Below are 22,187 nucleotides of genomic sequence, written 5' to 3' on the forward strand. Positions count from 1 at the left end.
CGATCGCTTCGGCAAGCTCGGGATCATGGCGTCGAGGTGGGTGCGGCTGCAGGCCGTCGCGGTGTCCGGTTCGTCCGCCGAAGGCCTGATGCTGGCCGCCCTTCCCCTGCTCGCGGTGTCCGTCACCACCGATCCGCGCGAAGTCTCGCTGGTCAACATCGCCGGGCAGGCGCCGTGGCTGCTGCTTTCGCTGTTCGCCGGGGTGCTCATCGACCGGGTGCGCCGGACCACCGTGCTGGCCTGGGCCTACGCCGTGCAGGCCGGGGCCGCCGTGCTGCTCGCCGCCGTCACCTCGGCCCAGCTGCTCAGCCTGCCCGTGCTGCTCCTGGTCGCCTTCGTCGTCACCTCGGCGCAAGTGCTCGGGGACGGCGCCAGCGGCGCGCTGGTCCCGGAGCTCGTCGACGCCGACCGGCTCGCCCACGCCAACGCGCGGCTCACCGTGATCGACCGCGGTGTCGTGCAGTTCGTCGTGCCGCCGCTGACCGGGTTCCTGATCGCGGTGGGGGCCGGGGCGCCCGCCTGGCTGGCCGCCGCCTGTGCGCTGCTCGCGATGCTGCTCGCCCGCCGGATCCCTTCGCAGTCCGTGGTGGCCGCGACGACGCACCCGATGCGGGACCTCTCCGGCGGGCTGCGGCACCTCGTGCGGACGCCGCTGCTGTGGTCGATCACGATCAACGTCGCCCTCGGCTCGTTCGCCGCGAGCGCCGGCAACGCGATGTTCGTGCTCTACGCGACGCAGATCCTGCACGTCGGCCCGGTCGGCTACGGCCTGCTGCTCGCCTGTCTCGCCGTCGGCTGGGTCGCGTCGTCGTTCGTCGTGCAGAAAGTGGTGGACCGGCTCGGCTACTCGTGGTCGATGCGGTTCGCGCAGAGCTTCGGCGTGGTGACGGAGCTGCTGATCGCCTTCGTCCCGCCGTGGCCGCCGCTGGTGGGGGTCGTGCTGATCTCCTTGACGGCGACCGTGCTGATCTGGAACGTCTGCTCGCAGTCCAGCCGCCAGCGCTTCACGCCGGCGCCGCTGCTGGGCCGGGTGCTCACCAGCCACCGGACGCTGGCCTGGGGATTGACGCCGCTGGGCGCGCTGGCCGGCGGTCTCGTCGCGGCGCACTACGGCCTGCGTGCCGTCTGGGTGATGGCCGCGGCCATCCAGGCCGTCAGCGCGGTGCTGGTCTGGCTGACCCTCTCCCCCGCCGCGTTCCGGCAGGCCGAAGAGGCCGCCGCCGCCCGGGCGTGAAGCCGGGTGGTGTGCCGGGTCGGGGCACCGGCACACCACCCGGAAACTCAGCCGCCCAGTGCCAGCGCCACCGCGCCCAGCAGGGCCGCGTCCTGGTCGAAGCGGGCCGCCACCAGCTGCGGCGGGAACGGCACCGCGTGCGCGAGCCGGTCCGCCAGCGCCGGCAGCAGCACGTCCGCCGAGCGCACCAGCCCGCCGCCGACCGCGATGCGTTCCGGGTCCAGCGCGATCGCCAGGTTGGCCACGTGCATCGACAGCTCGTCGAGCGCCGCCGTCACCAGCTCCTTCGCCTCGACGTTCTCCTTGGCCAGTGCGAACAGTTCCCCGGCGGTGACCGGGCGGCCGAGCAGTTCGCTCGCCCGGCCGCCCAGCCCACGCCCACCGACGGCTTCCTCGAGCGGCGCCGCTCCGCTCGCGAAACCTTCGGTGTCCTGCGGCGAGAGCAGGTTGTACCCGATCTCGCCGGCAGCTCCGTTGGCGCCGGTCAGCACCCGGCCGCCGATCAGCACCGCCGCCGCGATGCCGGTGCCCAGGGACAGGAACACCGCCGGGTCGGCCCCGGCCAGCGCACCCCAGCGCCATTCCGCCAGCGCCGCCGCCTTCGCGTCCGTGCCCACCGAGATCGACACGGCGGGGAACTCGGCGGCCACCAGCTCCGCCAGGCGCAGTTGCTCCCACCCCGGCACGTTCGGCGCGAGCAGGATGCGGTCCGGCAGCACGATCCCCGGGCTGACGACGCCGATGCAGGCGGGCACCGCGCCCTCGTCGGCCAGGAGGGCCCTGGCCGCGGCGAGCGCGCGCACCACCACCTGCTCGGCCCCCGCCTGCGCGTCGGTGTCCAGCCGGCGCGTCGCCAGCAGGGTGCCGTCGCGGCCGGCGAGCCCCAGCGCCACCTTCGTGCCGCCGAAGTCGATCCCGAGAATCCGTTCCTCTGTCACGCGTGGGTCCCTCCCGTCCCCCGCACCACGACCCGGCCGGTGTTGAACCCGTCGACGCTGATCACCGGGGCCGCCCCGCGCAGGTCGGCCGCCTGGTAGGTGACGGTCAGCGTCTGCGACTGGCCCGGCCACAGCGTGATGTCGTTGTCGTCCCAGGTCGCGTTCGCGAGCTGGTTGTCCCCCGGCGCCTCGCGCCCGTCCGGCGTCCCGCGGCGGACGTCGGCCCGCAGGAAGAACGCCGCGCCCGGCGTCTTCGACGTGTTCGTGACCGTCACCGTGGTGACGAGGCCGCCGCCCTGCGCACAGGTCGACGCGGTCACGCCGACCTGCGACTTCGGCAGGTTCTGCAGCGCCTGCAGGTTGCTGTACTGCGACAGCGTCGCCTGCGGGTTGCCGAGCGTCTTGGCCCAGTCGACGACGTCCTTCTGCGTCGACAGCCAGTAGACGTTCCGGTCGACGACCTTCCCGGCCTGCTTGACCTGCAGCTCGACGAAGTAGACCTGCGCGGGCGCCGGTGCCTTCGTCTCGGCCGGCACCTTCGGCTTCAGGATCCCGGTGCGCACGCCCTGGCTGCCCAGGGAAAGGCCGGACACGGTCCGGTCGTCGAGGACCTTGCCCGTGGTGTCGAGCACGCGGGCCTGCACCGAGAGCCCGGACTGCGTGGTGGCGCCGAGGTTGTCCAGCGTCACGGATCCGTTGTCGTAGCCGTAGATCGCGTGCAGCGGCTTGTTCGCCTTCTGTGCGCCGAAGTACGCGCCCGGCTGGTCGCCGTCGTCGTTGTAGAGCGACCACAGCAGCGTCGGCCAGCCCTTGTTCAGCTGCCAGTAGACGACGCCGGTCGACGGGTTGGCCTTGTCGGTCGAGTGGTGCAGGAACGCCTCGAACTGCGAGCGGGTGTTCTCGTAGTTCGCGATGTTCGCCAGGTCCACATAGGACTTCAGCGAGGTCCACTTCCCGTACCGCTGCAGGATCGACTGGTCCAGCGTGTACAGCGTGCCGAACGCGTACCCGCCGTGGTCCGGCTCGAAGTTCGCGTGGTACTGGTTGTACGCCGGGTCCTGCCACAGCTTCGCCTGCTCGGCGGGCGAAAGGAACCGCTTGACGGAGTCGAGCGTCGGCACGGTGTGCCCGGCGCTCTGCTCGCTCGCGAAGCCCCAGGCGCCGCCCGCGTTGGTGCGGCTGTCGTCGGAAGCGTCGAAGTGGGTGCTGTCGTACCAGTACGACGGCGGGACCCAGTCGTACGGGCCTTCCTTCTCCCCCGAATTGCCCAGCGTCGGCGTGCTCTTGTACTCCGCCGAGGCGATCACCGGGACCTGGAAGTCCTCCTGCCGGAACGCGCTGAGGACGGCCTGCTCCTGGTTCGGGAACGGCTCGTTGTCGCTCCAGCCGTAGTTGAACACGCTCGGGTGGTGGCGTTCGCGCTGCGCGATGCTCACCGAGGAGTCGTGGATGATCCGCAGGTCGCGTTCGCCGAGCTGCTCGGCGGTGTCGGGCTGCCAGGCGTCACAGCAGAGGAACCCGCCGATGACCAGCAGGCCGGCGCGGTCGGCCTGGTCGTAGAAGTCCTGCGGCATGTCGTGGCCTTCGAGGCGGACGCCGGACAGGCCCAGATTCTTGATCAGCGCGATCTGGTGCGCGGTGTCGGCCTTGTCGTAGCGCAGGAACAGGTCCGGCGCGAAACCGCCGCCGCGGAACACGAAGTCCTTGCCGTTGATGGTGAACTGCCGCGCGCCTTCGGGCAGCGGCGCGGACTTCCCGACCAGGCGCGAGGTCACCGTGCGGATGCCGAACGTGCTCTTCGACGACGTCGAGAGCACGCCGTCCTGCGAGACCGCGGTGGTCAGGGTGTACAGCGGCTGGGCGCCCATCGAGTACGGCCACCACACCTGCGGGTGGGCGATCCTGACCGGCGCGAGCACGACAGTCTGCTTGGTGTTCGCCGGGATCGTGACGCGCTGCTGCACGACGACCGGCGCGCCCGAGGGCGAGGTGATCGTCGCGGCGACGTCGCCGGTCTGCGGCGTGGCCGCGTTGTTGGTGACGTCGACCTTCACGGTCAGCTTCGAGCTGGACAGGTCGGGCGCGTTGTCCTGCACGACGTGCGCGTTGTCACCGGTGAGGGCGTCGGAGACCTGCAGCGTCGGCGGGAACTGGATGCCGGTGTCGTTGTCCGGCGGGATCTGGCTCCAGTCGACCTGGTCGAGCGTGTACATCTTCAGCGGGTTGTTCGGGTACACCTTGATCGCCAGGGTGTTCCGGCCCGGCTTGACCAGCTTCGAGACGTCGAAGGTGTGCCCCGCGAACGCGCCGCTGACGACGTCCTTCGTGGCGACGAGCGTGCCGTTCACCCAGACGTCGCCCTCGCCGACGATGCCGGGGATGGTCAGCTTCGCGTGCTGCCCCGGCCGGATGTCCGGGGTGAAGTCGGTGCGGTACCACCACGGGTCGGAGAACGGCTTCGTGACGACCGGGCCCAGCTTGTCGACGTACCCGAAGCACTTGCGCATGTTGTCCGAGTAGAAGACGTCCGGGCACTTGCCGTTCTGGACCAGGGCGTTGATCTCGGTGCCGGGCGCGCCGGCGTCGTCGACCTTCACCGGCAGCCAGCCGCGGGTGGCGTACCCGGGCGTGGACACCTTCTCGCCGCCGTCCTTGACGTTCGCCGTCGTGAGGACCTGCCAGCCCTGCAGGCCGATGGTGCTGTGCCCGTGCGGCTTGGCGAAGTCCTGCTGCGCGGACGCCGGTGCGGCCACGCTCAGCACGCCGGGCACGAGCAGCAGCGCGGCGAGGACCGCGAGCTTCCGGGTCATGCCTGAACCCCTTCCGGTTCGGTGGCGAACGCTTCCTTGATCTCCTTGGGCCCGAACGGCCAGGTGCGCTCGGCCTTGGCGTAGACGAGGTACGCGATCGCGCCGACGGCGATCCAGCCCAGCGACAGCCCGATCGAGAGCCAGTCGGCCGAGATGTAGATGTAGACCCAGCCGACGAGCGCGATGAGGGTCGGCACGGGGAAGAGCCACTGCCGGTACGGCCGCCGCAGCGCGGGCTGGCGGTACCGCAGCACGAAGATCGCGGCGACCTGGGCCAGCGACTGGATGATGACGAGCGTCGCGACCGCCGCGTTGATCACCGTGGTCAGGGTGAACAGCGAGCCGACGATGGTGATGACACCCATGGTGAGCACGCCGGCGGTGGGCAGGTGCAGCTTCGGGTGCAGCTTGCCGAACACGGGCAGGAACACCTTGTCGCGCGCGGCTTCGAACGGCACGCGCGAGCCGCCGAGCAGCCCGGCGAAGACCGACCCGATGGCGGCGATCACGATCAGCACGGTGATGGCCTTCGCCGTGCCGGTGCCCCACACCTGTTCCAGCACCGACGACGCCACCGACTTCGCGTCCTTCAGCTGGTCCAGCGGGATCGAGCCGAGCACGCCGACCTGCAGGAGGAAGTACAGGCCCATGATGCCCAGGATGGAGAAGATGATCGAGCGGGGCAGCGTGCGGCCCGGGGTGCGCACCTCGCCGCCGAGGTAGGCGGAGGTGTTGTAGCCGAGGTAGTCGTAGATGGCGATGATCAGGCCGGCGCCGAGGCCGCCCCAGAACGTGCCGTCGCCGAAGGAGCTGAACGCGCCCGGGGTGAAGTCGAACGCCTGCGCCGCGCTGAAGTGCGAGAACGCCGCGACGATCGTCGTCAGCACCGCGGCGAGCATGATCACGAACAGCACCGTGGTCAGCTTGGAGATCTGGCCGATCTTCCGGAACAGCGCCAGGATGATCACCAGCGTGATGCCGACGCCGATGAGCTTGCCCAGCGGGGTCGTGCCCGCGTCGTCGGTGACCCCCGGGATCAGGTAGCCGAGGTACTGGACGAGCCCGATGATGCCGGTCGACATGATCAGCGGGATGAACAGCACCGCGCTCCACACGAACAGGAACGGCATCAGCCGCCCGGTGCGGTACTGGAACGCCTCGCGCAGGTACAGGTAGGTGCCGCCGGCCCCCGGCATGGCGGCCCCGAGTTCGGCCCAGATGAGCCCGTCGGCCAGCGCGACGATCGCCCCGATGATCCAGCCGAACATCGCCTGCGGCCCACCCATGGTGGCGACCATGGCGGGGATCGTGACGAACGGGCCGATCCCGCACATCTGCGTCATGTTGATCGCGGTGGCCTGCAGCGGGCCGATCTTGCGTTCAAGGGCGGGCGGTTCCCCGGACCGAGTGGGTGAACTCACGACGTGCCTCCGACTAGTAGTTAGTAAAGTTTCTTAACATAGAACGAGCGGGGTCGAAAGGGTTCCGCCGGTAAAGTTGCGGCAACTCAGGAGGACGTGTGGGGCAAAACGGGCCACCGGCCGGAACTCCGGCGCACATGCGGGCCCTGAACCAGCGGCTCGTCCTGGACCGGCTGCGGACCCACGGCGAAGCGACGCGGCCCCGGATCGCGGCCGACACCGGGTTGTCGAAACCCACGGTGAGCCAGGCTCTGCTGGACCTGGAGCAGCACGGACTGGTCCGGACCACCGGGCGGACCATGGCCGGCCCGGGCCGCGCGGCGGTGGTCTACCAGGCGGCGCCGGACGCCGGGTACGTCGTGGGCGCCGACATCGGCCGGCGCGTGATCCGGGTGGCCGTCGCGGATCTCGAAGGCAGCATCGTCGCGCGGCTCGACGAGCCCAACCGCTGCCGCTCGGCGAGCGTGCTGGTGCGCACGGTGAGCGAATCCGTCGAACGCGCGGTGACTTCGGCCGGCCTCGGGCCGCAGGAAGTCGTGTCGACGGTGGTCGGCACGCCGGGCGTCCCGGACCCGGCGACCGGCACGGTGCACCGCGCGCCCAACCTGCCGGGCTGGGAGCGGCGCGGAGTGCTGCACGAGCTCGTCGCGGCGCTGGCCGCCGCGGGCTCGGACGTGGTGGTGGAGAACGACGCGAACCTGTGCGCGGTCGGCGAGCACGCCCTCGGCGCGGCGCTCGGTGCCGACGTGCTGGTGTGCCTGACGGTCGGCACCGGGATCGGCCTGGGCGTGCTGGTGGAGGGCAGGCTGTTCCGCGGCGCCCACGGCGCGGCGGGCGAAGTCGCGGACCTGCCGTACGGCCCGATGCCGGCGGGCGCGGCGGCGCGGCGCCCCGGCCCGATGGAGACGGCGGCGGCCGGCCAGGCGGTGGTCGAGGCGGCCCGCGCGCTGGGGCTGGCGAAGGCGAGATCGGCGAAGGACGTGTTCCGCCTGGCCCGCGCGGGCGACGAGCGGGCGTTGCGGGTGGTCGAGGAGGAAGCGGAGAAGCTGGCGTACGTGGTCTCGGCGGTGACGGCGGTCCTGGACCCGCGCCTGATCGTGCTGGGCGGCGGAATCGGCGGCAACACGGACCTGCTGGCCACCCCGATGCGACGCGCCTTGGCGGCGACGATCCCGGTGGTGCCGGACATCGTGGCGGGCCAGCTGGGCGAGGACGCGGTACTGGCGGGAGCGATCGCGACGGCCCTGGGGACGGCCCGGGAGCTGGTGTTCGACCGCCGCGGCCTGCGGCACGCCGCCGGGAGCGGTTGACGGAGCGGCGGTTCCGGCCGCGCCCTTCGCTGGGCGCCGGGCCGCCCCACGGCCGGGCCGCCCGGCGGGCGGCGCCTCAGGGCCGCCCTGTGCTCAGGTCCCTGCCCGGCGGGAGCGAGCCGTGGCAGGTCAGGCGCGCATGCCCGCTAGTCCGACGGTCCCCGCAGGGTCAGCACCACCCGCAGCACGTACTCGACCGCCGTCCGGAAGGCCGGGCCGCGCAGCTCTCCGCGGTCCGCCAGGTTGCGGGCCGCGAACTCCAGCTCACGCTCCTCGCCGCCCCGGCGGACCAGCAGGGCCGCGATCTCCTCGAAGTCGAGGTCCGGGTGGTCGAGGCGCGTCAGGGCGAACTCGATGATCAGTTCTTCCGCCGTCACATGCGCCCCTTTCCGCTCCTTCAGCGTACTCGTGACCGGCCTCAGCAGCGTTACTGTACCGTCTGGACGGTATAGTAACCGGCATGACCGCCACTCAGCCCGCTTCCGCCCGGACGTTGAGCCCGCGCCGCCGCTGGACTGCGCTGGGCGTGCTCGTCGGGGCCGTCCTGCTGCTCGCCATCGACGGCACCGTGCTCTACCTCGCCGTTCCGTCGCTCACCCGCGAACTCGCGCCGACCGCCACCGAAATCCTGTGGATCGGCGACGTCTACTCCCTCGCCCTGGCCGGCCTGCTCGTCACCGCCGGTAACCTCGCCGACCGGTTCGGGCGCAAGAAGGTGCTGCTCCTCGGCACGGCCGCCTTCGGGCTCGCCTCCGTCCTCGCCGCCTTCTCCCCCACCGCCGGCGTGCTGATCCTCGCGCGGCTGCTGCTCGGCGTCGCCGGGGCGACGATCATGCCGTCGACGCTGTCGCTCATCCGGACGCTCTTCACCGACCAGCGCGAACGGACCCGCGCCGTCGCGATCTGGTCGGCCGGTTCCGGTGGCGGCATCGCGCTGGGCCCGCTCGTCGGCGGGACGCTGCTGGAGCACTACTGGTGGGGCTCGGTGTTCCTGATCAACGTGCCGGTCGTCGTCCTGTTCCTGATCGCGGGCGCGTGGCTGCTGCCCGAGTCGCGCGACCCGGCGCCGGGCCGGTTCGACCTGCTCTCGGCCGGCCTTTCGCTCGCCGCGATCGTGCCACTGGTCTACGCGGTCAAGCACGCCGTCGGCTCCGGCCCCGACGGGCAGGTCGCCGTCGCCGCCGGGATCGGGCTGGTCGCCGGGATCCTGTTCGTCCGGCGGCAGCGGCGGGCGGCCGCGCCGCTGATCGACGTCACGCTGTTCCGCAACGGTGCCTTCAGCGGGGCTGTCCTCGCGAGCTTCATCGCCGTCTTCGCGCTGATGGGCCTGCTGTTCTTCTTTTCGCAGTACCTGCAGCTCGTGCGCGGCTTCTCGCCGCTGCAGGCCGGGTTCGCGGAAATGCCGGCGACGCTGGCCTCGATCGTCGTCGTGGCCGCCGTCGGCGTGGTCGTCGCCCGGCTCGGACGGGGACGGGCCGTCGCGGCCGGGCTCGCCGTGGCCGCGGCCGGGCTGGCGCTCGTCGCCCTCGCCGAACCGGCGCCGCAGTACTGGTGGCTGGGCCTGACGCTGGTGCCGGTCGGGCTCGGCGTCGGGCTGGCGCTGACGCTGACGGTCGACTCGGTGCTGTCCGCCGTCCCGCGGGACAAGGCCGGTTCGGCGTCGGCGATCTCCGAGACCGCCTACGAACTCGGGGCGGCGCTGGGCATCGCGATCCTCGGCTCGGTCGTCACCGTGGCCTACCGCGCCTTCCTGCCGGCGGGCCCGCTCCCCGCCGGGGTCCGGGACTCCCTCGCCGGCGCAGTGCTCGACGGCGACCCGGAGCTCGTCCGGGCCGCACAGGAGGCCTTCACCGGGGCCATGCAGGTGACGGCGCTCGCGGCGGCCGCCGTCACCGCCGTCGCCGCGGTGATCGCCTGGCGTACCATTCCGTCCGGAAAGGACTGACATGCCGCGCAAAGCCGGACGCAGCCCGGAGGAAACCCGCCGGGCCCTGCTCGACGCCGCCGCGACGGTCATCCGCACCCGCGGTGTCTCGGCCTCCCTCGACGACATCGCCCGGGCGGCCGGGGTGTCGAAAGGCGGGCTGCTGTACCACTTCCCGGCCAAGGACGCGCTGGTCCGCACGCTCGCCCAGAACCTGCTCGACGAGTTCCGCGCCGAAGTGCAGGTGGCGCTCGACCCGGCCGACACCGCCCCGGGCCGGCTGACCCGCGCGTACGTCCGGGCGTCGCTGGACACCTCCCACGACGAGGTCGCGGTCCGCGAGACGATCGCCCTGATCGCGCTGCTGATCTCGATCCCGGAGATCGCGGAGCTGGCCCGCGCGGACGCGCAGCGGTGGGAGCGGGACCTCCACGACGACGGCCTCCCGCCCGACGTGGTCACCCTGGTGGTCGCGGCGGCCGACGGCGCGAGCACGGCCCCGCTGTGGGGCGTGGGCATCGACGTGGCCGCCGCGCGGAAGCTGGAGCAGCAGCTGCTCGCCCTGACCCGGACCACCTGACCGGCCGCTGTCAACCCGGCTTCGGTATTGGGAAATCACCAGATTGCCCGCCCTACGTTAGTCGGCTCCGGCGAAGGTGTCTTCCGGGTAAATTCTCGACAGCGCGCGCAAATCCGGCAAATCCCCGTCCCCACGAGGAGTCTTTCCGATGTCGAGGAAGTTCGCCCTGGCCGGCGCCGTTGCGCTTGCCCTGACCGTGACCCCGCTCGCCGCGGGCACCGCGTCGGCCGCCACCGAGCAGGAAGCCGCCGTCACCACGGTCTACTACAGCACCGCCAGCGCACCGACGTTCCGCTCGGTGATCAACGCCGGTGCCGCCAACTGGAACCGCAGCGTCACCAACGTCCGGCTCGTCGAGCGCAACTCCGGCGCCAGCCTGCGCTACACCGAGGGCAACGACCCTCGCGGCTCCTACGCCTCGACCAACGGGCACGGCAGCGGCACCATCTTCATCGACTACACCCAGGCCCGCCAGTACAACCCGACCCGCATCGCGGCGCACGAGACCGGGCACGCCCTCGGGCTGCCCGACCACTACTCGGGCCCGTGCTCGGAACTGATGTCGGGTGGCGGCCCCGGCCCGTCCTGCACCAACGCGGTCCCGAACGCGACCGAGCGTTCGCGGGTGAACCAGCTGTGGGCCAACGGCCTCGTCGCGACCAACAGCGAACAGCGGGTCTACGAAACCGTTTACGGCTACTGAGCCCGAAGGGGCGTGGCCTCCGGGCCACGCCCCTGACCGGTCCCACCACCGGACAGCCGATCCCCGAAACCGGGAATCGGCTGTTCATGGGGTTTTCCGCTCAGCCGACGACGATCCGGTCGAGGTCCGGCGCCCAGCCCGACGCGTTCCCGATGCGGATGGTGTTCGCGCCCGAGGCGAGTGTCAGCGTCACCTGCACCGAACCGATCGTGTCCCAGCCACCCGTGCTCGGCGTGTCGACCGGTACCGCGGCACCACCGTTGACACTCACCGTCAGCGAACGGGCCTCGCCCGAGGCGTAGAAGATCGTCACCGGGTGGGCGCCCGCAGGGGAATTCACGCCGTTGAACTGCAGGTAGTTCGCCGAACCACCGCCGACATAGCCCACCAGAGCACCACCGGAAGCACCCGGCGAACTCCGCACCGCGGCCTGCCCGGCCAGGGTGGCCGCCTCCGCCTCGTACGGCGTCCCGGTGGGCGGTGTGCCGGTCAGCCGCCAGTACACCGTGTACCGCTGGTGGTGCGTGGCGTAGAATGGCAGCAGGGTGACCGCGCCCGTGCTCGCCGTCCCGGTGAAGCGCAACGGGTTCGCGGGGTCCTGGGTCAGGGAACCGGTCTGCAACGTCGGCAGCGCGCTCAGGTTCGCCGAGCCGTACTGGCCCGCGAGCACGATCGCGCCGTACTTCGCCGCGCCGACGCCCGCGTCGTCGTTGGCGCGCGGGAATGTCAGCGACGCCGGGAGCGACACGTCGACGACGTCGCCGGACGCCCAGGTCCGGTCGATCGTGAAATAGGAGCCCGGCGCCGGGCTGCCCTGGGCGACGCCGTTGACCTTCACCACCGCCCCCGACGTCCAGCGAGGGATCCGGATCTTCAGCGCGATGTGCCCGGATCCACCGATCGTCAGCTTCGTGCCGGACGACGCCGGGAACGTCGTGTCCTGCCGGACGGTGATCCCGCGGCCCGGCCAGGTCAGCACCGAAGCGATGAACAGGTTGACGTACAGCGTCTCGCCGGTGAAGAAGTAGACGCTGTCGGTGAACTTCGTCTGCGACTCCATGCCGGTGCCGTGGTCGCAGGTGAAGTCGTCGTAGTCGTTGGCGTAGGTCTTGATCCCGCCGGCGCGCAGCGGCGTGTAGTAGGTGACGAACCCGTGGCTGGAGTTCGGGTCCTGCTCGCCGAGGATCTGGTTGAACAGCGCCAGCTCGTAGTAGTCCATGTATTCGGGCACAGGGTTGGTGAAGAAGAGCTGCCGGGTCAGCTTGAGCATGTTGTAGGTGTTGCAGACTTCGCACGTGTTGTCCGACAGCTGGCTCGCGATCGCGTCCGGCGTCTGGAAGTACTCGCCGTTCGAGTTGCCGCCGATCACGTACGTGTGGTGGTCGAGGACGATCCGCCAGAAGTTGACCGCGATGTCGCGGTAGCGGGTCGTCCCGGTGGCGTGGTACTCGCGGATCGCGCCGAGGATCTTCGGGATCTGCGTGTTGGCGTGGAACCCCGCGAGCCGGTCCTGGTTCGCCGCGAGGGGGTCGAGGATCTGGGCGTGGTCGAACCGCTGGGCCGTCACGAGGTGGTTCGCGTCGCCGGTGACCTGGTAGAGGTTCGTCAGGACCTCGGGCATGCCGCCGAACTCCGTGCGCAGCGCCGCCTGCATCTGCGAGGTGGACAGCGGATCGGTGCGGGCCTTCGTCCAGGCCGCCTTGCGCAGCAGGACGTCGAGGGCCTGCTGGTTGCCGGCCAGGAGGTACTGGTCGAGCAGCCCGGCCATGATCTTGTGCAGCGTGTAATAGGGCGCCCATACCGACTGCCCGCTCTCCAGGCGGTCGAAGAAGTTCTCCGGGAACGCCGAGAGGTAGCCGGTGTGGAAGCCGCGTCCCGGCGAGGCCGCCTGGCACGCGGCCAGGGCGTTGACCAGGTAGTCGCCCTTGGTCTTGTACGTCGTGTCGCCGGTGTTGGCGTAGGCCTGGGCCAGGCCGGAGAGCAGGTGGCCGGTGGAGTGGCCGCGCAGTTCCGTGGTGGGGCTTTCCCAGCCGCCGCACGGCTGGGCCGAGCTGGCCAGGCCGGCGTTGAGCCGGAACGTGTGCAGCAGGCGGTCGGCGTCGACGAACCGGAAGTACGCCAGCTGCCGGTTCATGTTGTCGAGGAACGGCCCGGGCTGCAGCCGCACCGCGCCGAGCGGGAACGGGAACACCGAGACGCCGATGTCCGGCCGGGAAGCAGCCGCGGCAGTGCCGGCGAGCGCCGGCGCCAGGGCCGCGCTCGCGGAGAGAGCACCCACGGCTTTGAGCAGCAGGCGACGGTCGAAGGTGGGTTCGCGCATCATCGAGCCTTTCGCTGGGGCGGGGTGCGCCGCGGGCACGGCGCACCCCGGGGATTCAGCTCGCGAGGGTGATGGTCACCGTGTTCGCGCTCGCGGTGACCGTGTGCGTTGCGGCGTCGTAACTGCCGCCGCTGACCGAGTTCACGCCGGTGGACAGGAACACCGGCAGCTGGATCAGGACCGCGCCGCCGGGCAGCGTGCCCGACGTCGTGACCGTGACGACGCGCGCGCCGCTCGAGCCGCTCACCGCCAGGGAGACCCCGTAGGTGGACCGGCTGCCCGACGCCACGTCGTAGGTGTTGGTCAGGTTGCCGACCGAGATCGTCTGGCCGGGCGTGATCCAGGAGTTCGGCACGCCGCGGCCGAGGTAGAGCGGCCGGGTGAACGCGTACGGCCCGGAACCGCTCGACGCCAGGCCTTCGGCCACCAGTGACTCCAGCAGGCCCTGCTGCTGCCCGGCGATCGGCCACGCGTACGGGCACGCGCCGAACTGCGGGCCGGCGTGGCTGCCGATCCACGGGTTGGCCGGGCTCGGCCCGCTGCCGTTGGCCTCCCACCAGGCGTTCGGGCCGCCGGTGGTCGTCTTGAGCTGCCAGGCGTAGCTGGTGATCGGCAGGTCGCGGTAGTTGTTGGAGTACAACCCGTCGGAGGAGTACGACGTGTTGTACGCCGTCGAGTACCCGTTGAACGCCCCGAAGGTCGGGAACGGGTAGCCGTTGGCGGACAACCGGTTGAAGCCCCACTGGTACATCCGGTCGATCTGGCCGGGGTCGCCCATGATGCCGGTCAGCGTGCCGCCGGACAGCAGCGTCGACCACTGGTTCTGCCCGACCCAGCCGGGTGAGGCCCAGTTGGCGTCGTTGAAGGTGTTGCAGCGGTTGGCGCTGTTGGGCTTGTCGACCTCGCAGGGCAGGTAGGTGAAGCCGTTGGCGGACTGGTTGCGGCCCACGACGGTGTTCAAACTGTTCAGCAGCGACGTGTAGGCCGTGTTCGCCCACGTCGCTTCGGCGGTCTGGCCGATCTTCGTCGCGATGTACTTGTAGGACGCCAGCATCTGCAACGCCGAGAAGTTGCTGAACAGCCAGCGCCCAGTGGAGTCGTTGTCGAAGTTGGCCTGCAGCGTCCCGTCCGAGGCGAGCTGGGCGGGGTACTTCACCCGGGCGATGGTGCGGAGGCTGGGTCCCCACGAGCCGGTGTCGTTGAAGTACTGGCTGACGAACGCGGTGTCGTTCGTCTTCGCCAGGTACGTCGCCCAGGCGCCCATGGTCTTCCAGACGCCGTCCCAGTACCAGTTGGCGCCCACCTCGTCCCAGTTGTCCTGCTGGGCGATCCGCGCGGTGAGCAGCAGGTTCCGCGCGTCCCGGAAGTCGCCGGTTTCGAACTTGGCGGTCAGCTCGCCGGGGACGTCGTGGTTGAGGATCCAGTTGTAGTTGTTCGCGCCGGAGAACTGCGCCTTGCCCACCTGCATGATCAGGTTGTAGACGGTGCCCGCCTGGTAGGCGTTGGCCATCGCGGTACCCGGGTTCGCCAGGTTGCCGGTGTTGGGCAGGGTCGTGTTCGGCAGGCTGAAGGTGTTCGTCTCGGCCAGCCGCGAGTTCCAGTACGCCGTCATCTGGCCGTAGGCGGTGTCGTAGTTCGGCGCGTTCGACGACAGTGTCGAGCCGGTCGGCAGCGCGACGCCGCTGCCGAAGTTGTCCACCGCCACCACGAAGTCGTGGTTGCTGGTCCGCCCGGCCGCTACCGTGTCCAAAGAGGACGAGGTCAACCGGACGAGACCCGGGCCCGACCCGCCCGGCGGAACCGTCACCGAGCCGGAGCCGTTGTTCTTGATCGACACCCGCGTGTAGACGAGCATGACGGCGGACCCGTTGATGGTGACCTTGTCGGCGAAGTTCTTGATGGTGATGCCGACGCTGCCCGAGGTCCGGGACGTCGTCATCGCGGGCAGGTAGCCGTTGTCCTCGGTCCACTGCACCGACTGCGCACCCGGGTTTCCGCCGTAGGTGTAGGCGCTGAACGAGTACATCCCGCCGCACAGGCCGTTGTACGTCGTGTTCACGCCGCGGGCGAAGAACGAACCGGACAGGTAGCTGAAGACCGGCCAGTAGTTGCCGTCCCAGCCGATCGCGGTGGTGTTCTGGAAGCCCTGGCCGTACGGGTCGTCCGGCGTCTGGAAGTTCGTGCCGTACGACCGCGGCAGGCCGGAGTTCTTGCACGCGTTCGGCGCGAGGTTCGGGATGCCCTGGTAGGTGTCGGACGTGCCGGGATTGTAGCCCGGCACGCGCCAGGCGCTCGCGCTCGAACACGGCAGCTGGACGAGCGCGTTGTTCGCCGGGGTGATGCACTTGCCCGAGCTGACCGCCACGACGTTGAACGTGTTCGTCCCGGCCGGCTGCAGCCGGAACTGCTGGTTGGTCTCGCCGTGGCAGGCGTACTGGATCACCGCGGCGTTGTCCGCCGTGGACGCGCCGTAGATGTCGACGCAGTCACCGGAGGTGAAGGTGCCGATCGTGTAGGCGTCGCCCGAAACGGGATTGAAGGTGTACGACTGCCCAGTCCCCGAGGCGCAGGCGGCCTGGGTGAGCTGCACGGCGCTGTCGCCGCTGGGCACGGTGGCGCAGCTGCCACTGGCCTGGTTGACCATCATGCTGGTGAACGTGGCCGCGGCGCGGGCCGGGGCCACCACGGCGAAGCCGGCCACCAGGACGGCGGTGGTGAGCAATACCGGACGTCTCATCGGGTTCTCCCGTTCAGAAGAGGAAGGAGCCGTACGGGCCGTTGAAGATCGCGGTCTTCTGACTCTGGCTGAAGTGCGTGTTCGGGTAGTCGTAGAACGACGCCGACATCGGCGTCCCGTCGGTCGAGGTGGAGTCCGGCAGGCCGAAGGCGTGGCCGAGTTCGTGCACCATGCCGCCGTACCAGCGGTTCATCGGGCCGTTGAGGCCCGCCGCGCCGTCGGCGTCGTGCTGGCAGAGGATCACCCAGCCGTTGCCGCCACCGCCGCCCGCGCCCTGGCCTTCGGCGATGACCTCGCCGACGTTGATCCACCGGCTGTCCCCGTCCCGGACGCCGAACCGGCGCACCAGCTCCTGCTGCATGTTGAACACGGCCCACCAGTAGCGGTCGCCGCCGTTGGGCGTGTTCTCGTACCAGCTCTTCACGTGCTCGCCGGTGACCACCTGGACCACGGGGTCGGTGAGCCGGAACGTCTTGCCCAGCTCCTGCCGGTAGTACCGCTGCGCTTCCCGCATGACGTTCGCGATGCCGTCCGGGTAGCGCTGGTCGTAGGGCACGTCGGACGGCCGCAGGAGCCACACCCGCACGGTCTTCTCCGGCGGGACCTGCGGGTCGCCGCCGGAGGAGTAGCCGGGCAGCCGCCACGACCCCGCCGCGGTGCAGGACAGCTGGACCAGCACCGTGCCCGCCGGGGTGACGCACTTGCCCGAGCCGACCGCGACCAGCGTGAAAGCGCTTCCCGTAGCCTGCAGGCGGAACTGCTGGTTCGTGCCGGAATGGCAGGCGTACTGGATGACCGCGGCGTTGTCCGAAGTGGACGCTCCGGAGATGTCCACACAACTGCCGGCGGTGAAGGTGCTGATGGAGTAGACGTCACCGGACACCGGGGTGAACCGGAACGACTGGCCGGCGCCGGAGTCGCAGTCGGACAGGGTCAGCTGCACGGCACTGGTGCCGTTGGGCACGGTGGCGCACTGGCCGCTCGAGGCGTTGACCACCGTGCTGGTGAACGCGGTCGCCGCCTGCGCGGTAGCCACCGGGAGCAGCCCGGCCAGCAGGCACAGGACGACGGCGGCGGCCAGCCGGAATACCAAAGGACGCGTCATCGGGTCCTCGCAATCTTCGGTTTTGTTAGCGTTAACAATGACGGCCGGATGCGCTCCCGTGCTCGTGAGCGGGAAGGCGAGTGAGAACTCGCCTCCCACTCACGACCGTCAGGTGAGGGCGAGCGGGAGCCAGACCCGCATCGGGCCCGGTTCCCGGTTGCCCCAGAGGAAGTACGGGATCATGGTGAGGTCGAGCGGCTCGCCGGTGACGCTGGTTCCGGGGCCGTAGAGCTCGGCCGACGCGGGGACTTCGACGCAGCCGGCGGCCGTGAGGGCGACGGGCACGGTTTCCGGCGAGGCCGGGGAAAGCGGCGCGGCCGGATCGATCCGCACGTCTTCGAGGGTGACGCCGCCGGGCAGGTCGGCTTGCTCCAGGCAGTAGACCAGGGGCCCGCGCGTCACCGCGACGCAGCCGCGCACGGCGTCGATCCGCGGGTGCGGCCGGACGATCCGGGCGGGCATCGGCAGGTCGAGCGTCACCGTCGCCCCGCCGGTCCAGTCCCGCCGCACCTCGGCGTACCCGTCGCGGACCTCGGCGGGCGCGCCGTCGACCAGGGCGCCTTCGGCCCAGCCGGGGATCCGCAGGGCCAGCATCAGCGGGGCCCGGGTGGTCACGGTCAGCTCGACCCGGCCGTCCCACGGGTACTCCGTGCGCGTTTCGACGCGGACGTCCACACCGTCCACAGTGGTCTGGATCGACCCGGCGGCGTACAGGTGGACCTGCAGGCCGCCGGAGTCGGTGGTCGCCACGTAGCCGGACAGGGACGCGACCAGCCGGGCCAGGTTGGGCGGGCAGCAGGCGCACGAGTACCACGGCAGGCGCTGCGACGGCGCGTCCTCGTGCGAGCCGTCGTGGCCGGTCCGCAGGTGCAGCGGGTTGGAGTAGAAGAAGTGCGTGCCGTCGAGCGCGGTCGACCCGGCGATCGCGTTGTACAGCGCGCGTTCCATCTCGTCCGCGTAGTGGCTTTCGCCGGTCGCCAGCAGCATCCGCCAGTTCCACTGGAAGCTCGCGATCGCGGCGCAGGTCTCGCCGTACGCCCGGTCGGGCGGCAGCTCGTACGGGTCGCCGAACGCCTCGTCGCGGTGGCGGGAGCCCTGCGCGCCGGTGAGGTAGGTCTTGGCGCCGAACGCGTCGGCCCACAGCCGGCGAGCGGCGTCCAGCAGCGAGTCGTCCCGGGTCTCGACGGCGACGTCGACGACACCCGCCAGCAGGTAGAGCTGGCGGACGACGTGCCCGGCGACCTCGTCCGCGGTCCGGACCGGCTCGTGGTCCTGCAGGTAGCGCGAGCCGAACCGCTCGCCGTCGAGCAGCCCGCGCCCGCGCAGCTCGAGGAAGCGGGCCGCCTGGTCCAGGTACGGCCGGTGCCCGGTCACCCGGTACAGCTCCACCAGGGCCGTCTCGATCTCCGGGTGCCCGTCGACGTCATCAACACCGTCGACGTCGCCGAACCGCTCGACGATCAGGTCCGCGAAGCGCCGGGCGACGGTGACCAGCTGGGCGCCCACCCCGGCCCGGGCGGCGGCGACGGCCGCCTGGATCAGGTGGCCCGCGCAGTACAGCTCGTGACTCCAGTGCAGTTCCCGCCACTTCAGCTCCGGCTTGTCCACGGTGAAGTACGAGTTCAGGTAGCCGTCGTCCTCCTGGGCCTTGGCCACCAGCGCCGCGGTCGTGTCGAGGAAGGCACGCAGCTCGGCGTCACCCGGGTCCCGCCCGAGCTGCCAGGCCGCCGCTTCGAGGGTCTTGTAGACGTCGGAGTCGGCGAACCACATGTTCCGGTGCTCGCTGTCGACCTCGCCCGTGACGCGGCGGAGGTTGTCCAGCGCGCCCGCCGCGTCGAGCTGCTCGACGCAGTGCGGCAGCGTCCGGCTCGCGTTGCGCTCCTGCCAGTCACCGAAGAGGCTGCCCGGGGCGAAGGCGACCGCGCCGAGGAAGAGCGGCCGCAGCGCCGATCTCGCGGCGGACGTGGGGTGGACGGGCCCGAGGATGCGTTCGGTCATCGAAGTGCTCCCTGTCTCAGCCCTTGAGGGCTCCCGAGGTGAAGCCGCGGACGTAGTACCGTTGCAGGACGAGGAAGACCGCCACGCACGGCAGGGCGGAGACCACCACTCCCGCTTGCAGAGCCCCGAAGTCGACCGAGCCGAGGCTGCCGGACTGGAGGTTGAACAGCGCGACCGGCAGGGTGAACTTCTCGCCGTCGGTGAGGAAGATCAGCGGGGCGACGAACTCGTTCCACGCCGCCAGGAACGAAAACAGCGCGACGGTGACGACGCCGGGCAGCACCCCGCGCAGCAGCACCCGCCGCAGCGCGCCGCCGATCGAGCAGCCGTCGATCAGCGCCGCCTCCTCGAGTTCCACCGGCAGTGCTTCGAAGGAGTTGCGCATCATGAACAGGCCGAAGGGCAGCTGCAGCACGGCCATCACCAGGCCGAGGCCGAGCAGCGAGTTCTGCAGCCCGAGCCAGCCGAGCAGGATGTAGAGCGGGACCAGGATCGTCGTGTAGGGCACCATCAGGATGGCCAGGGTGACCAGGAACAGCAGGGTGCGCCCGGGGAAGGCGAGCCGGGCCATCGCGTAGCCGCCGAGCGTGGTCGCCAGCACCGTGACGGTCACCGCGACCAGCGCGACGACGGTCGTGTTGACCAGGTAGGTGCCGAGGCCGCTGCCGTAGTCGGCGAGCCGCCGGTAGTTGTCGGTGCCGGAGTCCCCTGCTTCCCGCCCGGTCAGCGACGAGTAGAGCGTCCACAGCAGCGGCAGCAGGAACAGCACCGCCAGGGCGGCGCTCGTGACGTGCAGGCCCGCGGCCCGGAGCCGGTTCACTTCCCCTCCCGGCGGATCAGCCGCAGCTGGGCGACGTTGAGGACGATCAGCACGGCGAGCGTGGCCACCGAAACCGCGGCCGCGCGCCCGAGGTCCTGGGACAGGAACGCTTCGCGGTAGATGTCGATGACGACCGTGGCGGTGTCGTGCCGGCCACCGGTGAGGATGAAGAACTGGTCGAACGCCAGCAGCGAGCCGGTCAGGGACAGCACCATCGCCAGGGCCAGCGTCGGCCGCAGCAGCGGCAGCGTGACCCGCCACAGGATTTGCCACCGGTTCGCGCCGTCGATGCGGGCGGCCTCGTACAGCGCCGGATCGATGCCCTGCAGGCCGGTCATCAGGATGAGCATGTAGAACCCGGCGAACCGCCAGGTGATCATCCCGACCGTCGAGCCGAGCGCGCTGCCACCCGAGCCGAGCCAGTCCACCCGGCCCAGGCCGAGGAAGTCCACCAGGTGGTTGAGGGCCGACGAGTCGGTGTTGAACAGCCCGTAGAACAGCAGGCTCGTCGACGCCAGGCCGACAGCGCTGGGCAGGAAGAAGACCGTGCGGGCGAAGCCGGTGCCACGACGGTCGTGCTGCACCAGCAGCGCCAGCCCGAACGCCACGAGACTGAGCACGATGGTCGTCATCAGCGTGTACTTCAGCGTGAACCAGACCGCGCGCAGGAACAGCGGGTCGCTCAGCGCGCCGTAGTTCCGCACGCCGTTGGGGTAGGACGCGCCGACCAGCGGCCAGTGGCTGACCGACATCCACAGCATCAACCCGAGCGGGATGACGAAGAAGACGGCGACCAGCACGGCCATCGGGGCCGCGTAGGCGATCCCGAGCCGGCGCCGCCCGCGGGCGATCGAGCCGCGGCGGCGGGGTGCCGGCGCCGGCACCCGTGGGGACAGGAGGGAGACCATGGTCAGCTGCCGCCGGACAGCGATTCGGTGACGGCCGCGTTGTGCTGCTTCAGGGTCGCTCCGACGTCGCCGCCGCCGAAGACCGCGTCGATCACCGTCGACGTCCACGGCCCGTTCGTGTCGTTGAACGTCTTGCCGAAGTTGACCGAGATCGGCGTCTGGCCTTGGCTCGCGAGCCGGTTGAACACCCCCAGCCGGGGATCCTGCTTGGCGTAGGTGTTGTCCGCGAGGTCGGACCGGACAGTGATGTTCTTGCTCTTCGCGACGACGTCGACCTGCGCCTGGTCGGACAGTGTCCAGGCGATGAAGTCCCACGCGGCCGCGGCGTGCGTGCTGTTGCTGCCGATGCCGAGCACGTCCCCGCCGACGAACGACGAGCTGCCGCCCTTCAGCCCGGGGATCGGGGCCACGCCGACCTGCAGGCCCGGCCCTTCCTTCATGCCCTGCAACGCGGTGGCGCCCATCGGCTGGATGCCGATCCTGCCGTCGAGGAAGGACTGCGTCCAGGTGGGCCCGGACTCGTTCTTCGCCGACGCCGGCACGACGCCGTCGGTGTAGAGCTGCCGCAGCCAGGAGTAGACCTGACCCGCCTGGGGGCTGTCGAGGGTGGCCGCGGTGCCCTGCTCGTTGAGCACAGTGCCGCCCGACGCCCAGATCATCGGCCAGCTGGTGAACAGCTGGCAGCCCGGGCAGGCGCCGCCGAAGAAGTAGCCCTTGGTGTCCCCGCCGAGCGCGGCGATCTTGCGCGCGTCGGCGGCGATATCCTCCAAAGTGGACGGTGGCTTCTCCGGGTCGAGACCGGCGCGGGTGAACAGGACCTTGTTGTAGAACACCGCGGACAGGTCGATGTCGTGCGGCACGGCGTAGTGCTTGCCGCCGGCGGTGGCCGCCTTCATGTGCGCCGCGGCGAGGCTGCCGCTGAACGGCAGCTGCGTCACGCGCGCGGTGAGGTCGAGGAACAGGCCCTTGGCCGCGTAGTTGGGCGCGTAGACGACGTCGGCCGCGAGGAGGTCCGGCAGCTGCTTCGCGCCCGCGGCGGTGCCGACCTTCTGCTGGTAGGAGTCGGCCGGGAAGACGGTCAGCTTCACCTTGTTCTTGTGGCTCGCGTTGTAGGCGTCGATCAGCGTCTGGCTGAAGGTCGCCGTCGGCGAGCGGGTCCACATGGTGATCGTGGTGCCGTCGTCCACGCTCGCGGTGTCCCCCGCCGCCGCCCCCGGCGGGCCGCTCTGGCAGGCCGCGAGGACCAGCACGCCGGCGACGGCGGCTGCGGCACGCCCCCACCGTGCCCTGGACCGGATGTGCGAAGTCATCGACTCTCTCCTATCGGGAGGCCGCCGCCTACGGTGCCGGAGAAGCAACCGGGAAAATTTCAGAAACCG

Annotated in this window: 16 protein-coding genes; 5 read left to right on the forward strand and 11 right to left on the reverse strand. The window is 70.7% G+C overall.

All coding sequences use genetic code 11. The features are described from left to right. Positions 1 to 25: 25 nt before the first annotated feature. Positions 26 to 1,234, forward strand: coding sequence for an MFS transporter (locus tag AB0J55_RS14690; RefSeq protein ID WP_364248197.1), 1,209 nt, complete (start codon positions 26 to 28; stop codon positions 1,232 to 1,234). A gap of 47 nt (positions 1,235 to 1,281) precedes the next feature. On the opposite strand, the gene AB0J55_RS14695 is transcribed toward AB0J55_RS14690, so the two are convergent. From AB0J55_RS14695 to AB0J55_RS14705, 3 genes are read right to left on the reverse strand one after another with little or no spacing between them, the layout of a single operon-like run. Further along, positions 1,282 to 2,172 carry an ROK family protein gene (locus tag AB0J55_RS14695; RefSeq protein ID WP_364247923.1) on the reverse strand — a complete coding sequence of 297 codons (891 nt, stop codon included), beginning with the start codon at positions 2,170 to 2,172 and terminating at the stop codon, positions 1,282 to 1,284. After that, on the reverse strand, positions 2,169 to 4,982 hold the full coding sequence (locus tag AB0J55_RS14700; protein ID WP_364247928.1) for a beta-mannosidase: 2,814 nt from the start codon (positions 4,980 to 4,982) through the stop codon (positions 2,169 to 2,171). Before AB0J55_RS14700 ends, AB0J55_RS14695 begins: the two co-directional genes overlap by 4 nt. Further along, on the reverse strand, positions 4,979 to 6,403 hold the full coding sequence (locus AB0J55_RS14705; protein WP_364247931.1) for an APC family permease: 1,425 nt from the start codon (positions 6,401 to 6,403) through the stop codon (positions 4,979 to 4,981). Before AB0J55_RS14705 ends, AB0J55_RS14700 begins: the two co-directional genes overlap by 4 nt. Positions 6,404 to 6,540: 137 nt before the next feature. Between AB0J55_RS14705 and AB0J55_RS14710 the strand changes: the two genes are divergently transcribed. Continuing rightward, entirely contained in the window at positions 6,541 to 7,713 is a 1,173-nt protein-coding gene (locus AB0J55_RS14710) for an ROK family protein (protein WP_364247934.1), read from the forward strand. Between the two features lie 146 nt (positions 7,714 to 7,859). On the opposite strand, the gene AB0J55_RS14715 is transcribed toward AB0J55_RS14710, so the two are convergent. Continuing rightward, positions 7,860 to 8,090 carry a hypothetical protein gene (locus tag AB0J55_RS14715; protein ID WP_364247937.1) on the reverse strand — a complete coding sequence of 77 codons (231 nt, stop codon included), beginning with the start codon at positions 8,088 to 8,090 and terminating at the stop codon, positions 7,860 to 7,862. 83 nt (positions 8,091 to 8,173) lie between these two features. Between AB0J55_RS14715 and AB0J55_RS14720 the strand changes: the two genes are divergently transcribed. From AB0J55_RS14720 to AB0J55_RS14730, 3 genes are all read left to right on the forward strand, one after another. Further along, a complete protein-coding gene (locus AB0J55_RS14720) occupies positions 8,174 to 9,658 on the forward strand; it encodes an MFS transporter (RefSeq protein ID WP_364247940.1) in 1,485 nt (494 codons plus the stop codon). 1 nt (position 9,659) lies between these two features. Then, entirely contained in the window at positions 9,660 to 10,217 is a 558-nt protein-coding gene (locus AB0J55_RS14725; protein WP_364247943.1) for a TetR family transcriptional regulator, read from the forward strand. A 148-nt stretch (positions 10,218 to 10,365) separates the two neighbouring features. Next, positions 10,366 to 10,920, forward strand: coding sequence for a snapalysin family zinc-dependent metalloprotease (locus AB0J55_RS14730; protein WP_364247946.1), 555 nt, complete (start codon positions 10,366 to 10,368; stop codon positions 10,918 to 10,920). 100 nt (positions 10,921 to 11,020) lie between these two features. Here AB0J55_RS14730 and AB0J55_RS14735 read toward each other — a convergent pair whose 3' ends face one another. The 7 genes from AB0J55_RS14735 to AB0J55_RS14765 all read right to left on the reverse strand — a co-directional run bounded on the left by AB0J55_RS14735 (position 11,021) and on the right by AB0J55_RS14765 (position 22,118). After that, complete coding sequence (locus AB0J55_RS14735) at positions 11,021 to 13,240, reverse strand: beta-L-arabinofuranosidase domain-containing protein (protein ID WP_364247948.1); 2,220 nt, start codon at positions 13,238 to 13,240, stop codon at positions 11,021 to 11,023. A gap of 55 nt (positions 13,241 to 13,295) precedes the next feature. Then, complete coding sequence (locus AB0J55_RS14740; protein WP_364247950.1) at positions 13,296 to 15,977, reverse strand: RICIN domain-containing protein; 2,682 nt, start codon at positions 15,975 to 15,977, stop codon at positions 13,296 to 13,298. Positions 15,978 to 15,990: 13 nt separating this feature from the next. Continuing rightward, the gene (locus tag AB0J55_RS14745; protein ID WP_364247952.1) at positions 15,991 to 17,082 is read right to left on the reverse strand and encodes an RICIN domain-containing protein; all 1,092 of its coding nucleotides are present in this window, start codon (positions 17,080 to 17,082) and stop codon (positions 15,991 to 15,993) included. Positions 17,083 to 17,190: 108 nt separating this feature from the next. After that, on the reverse strand, positions 17,191 to 19,080 hold the full coding sequence (locus AB0J55_RS14750) for a beta-L-arabinofuranosidase domain-containing protein (protein ID WP_364247954.1): 1,890 nt from the start codon (positions 19,078 to 19,080) through the stop codon (positions 17,191 to 17,193). 16 nt (positions 19,081 to 19,096) lie between these two features. Beyond that, entirely contained in the window at positions 19,097 to 19,900 is an 804-nt protein-coding gene (locus AB0J55_RS14755; protein WP_364247956.1) for a carbohydrate ABC transporter permease, read from the reverse strand. After that, positions 19,897 to 20,808, reverse strand: a complete 912-nt coding sequence (locus AB0J55_RS14760) for a sugar ABC transporter permease (protein ID WP_364247958.1) — start codon at positions 20,806 to 20,808, stop codon at positions 19,897 to 19,899. Before AB0J55_RS14760 ends, AB0J55_RS14755 begins: the two co-directional genes overlap by 4 nt. A 2-nt stretch (positions 20,809 to 20,810) precedes the next feature. Next, a complete protein-coding gene (locus tag AB0J55_RS14765; RefSeq protein ID WP_364247960.1) occupies positions 20,811 to 22,118 on the reverse strand; it encodes a sugar ABC transporter substrate-binding protein in 1,308 nt (435 codons plus the stop codon). Positions 22,119 to 22,187 lie beyond the last annotated feature (69 nt).

Origin of the sequence: Amycolatopsis sp. NPDC049688, assembly GCF_040674975.1 — a bacterium.
Taxonomy (GTDB): domain Bacteria; phylum Actinomycetota; class Actinomycetes; order Mycobacteriales; family Pseudonocardiaceae; genus Amycolatopsis.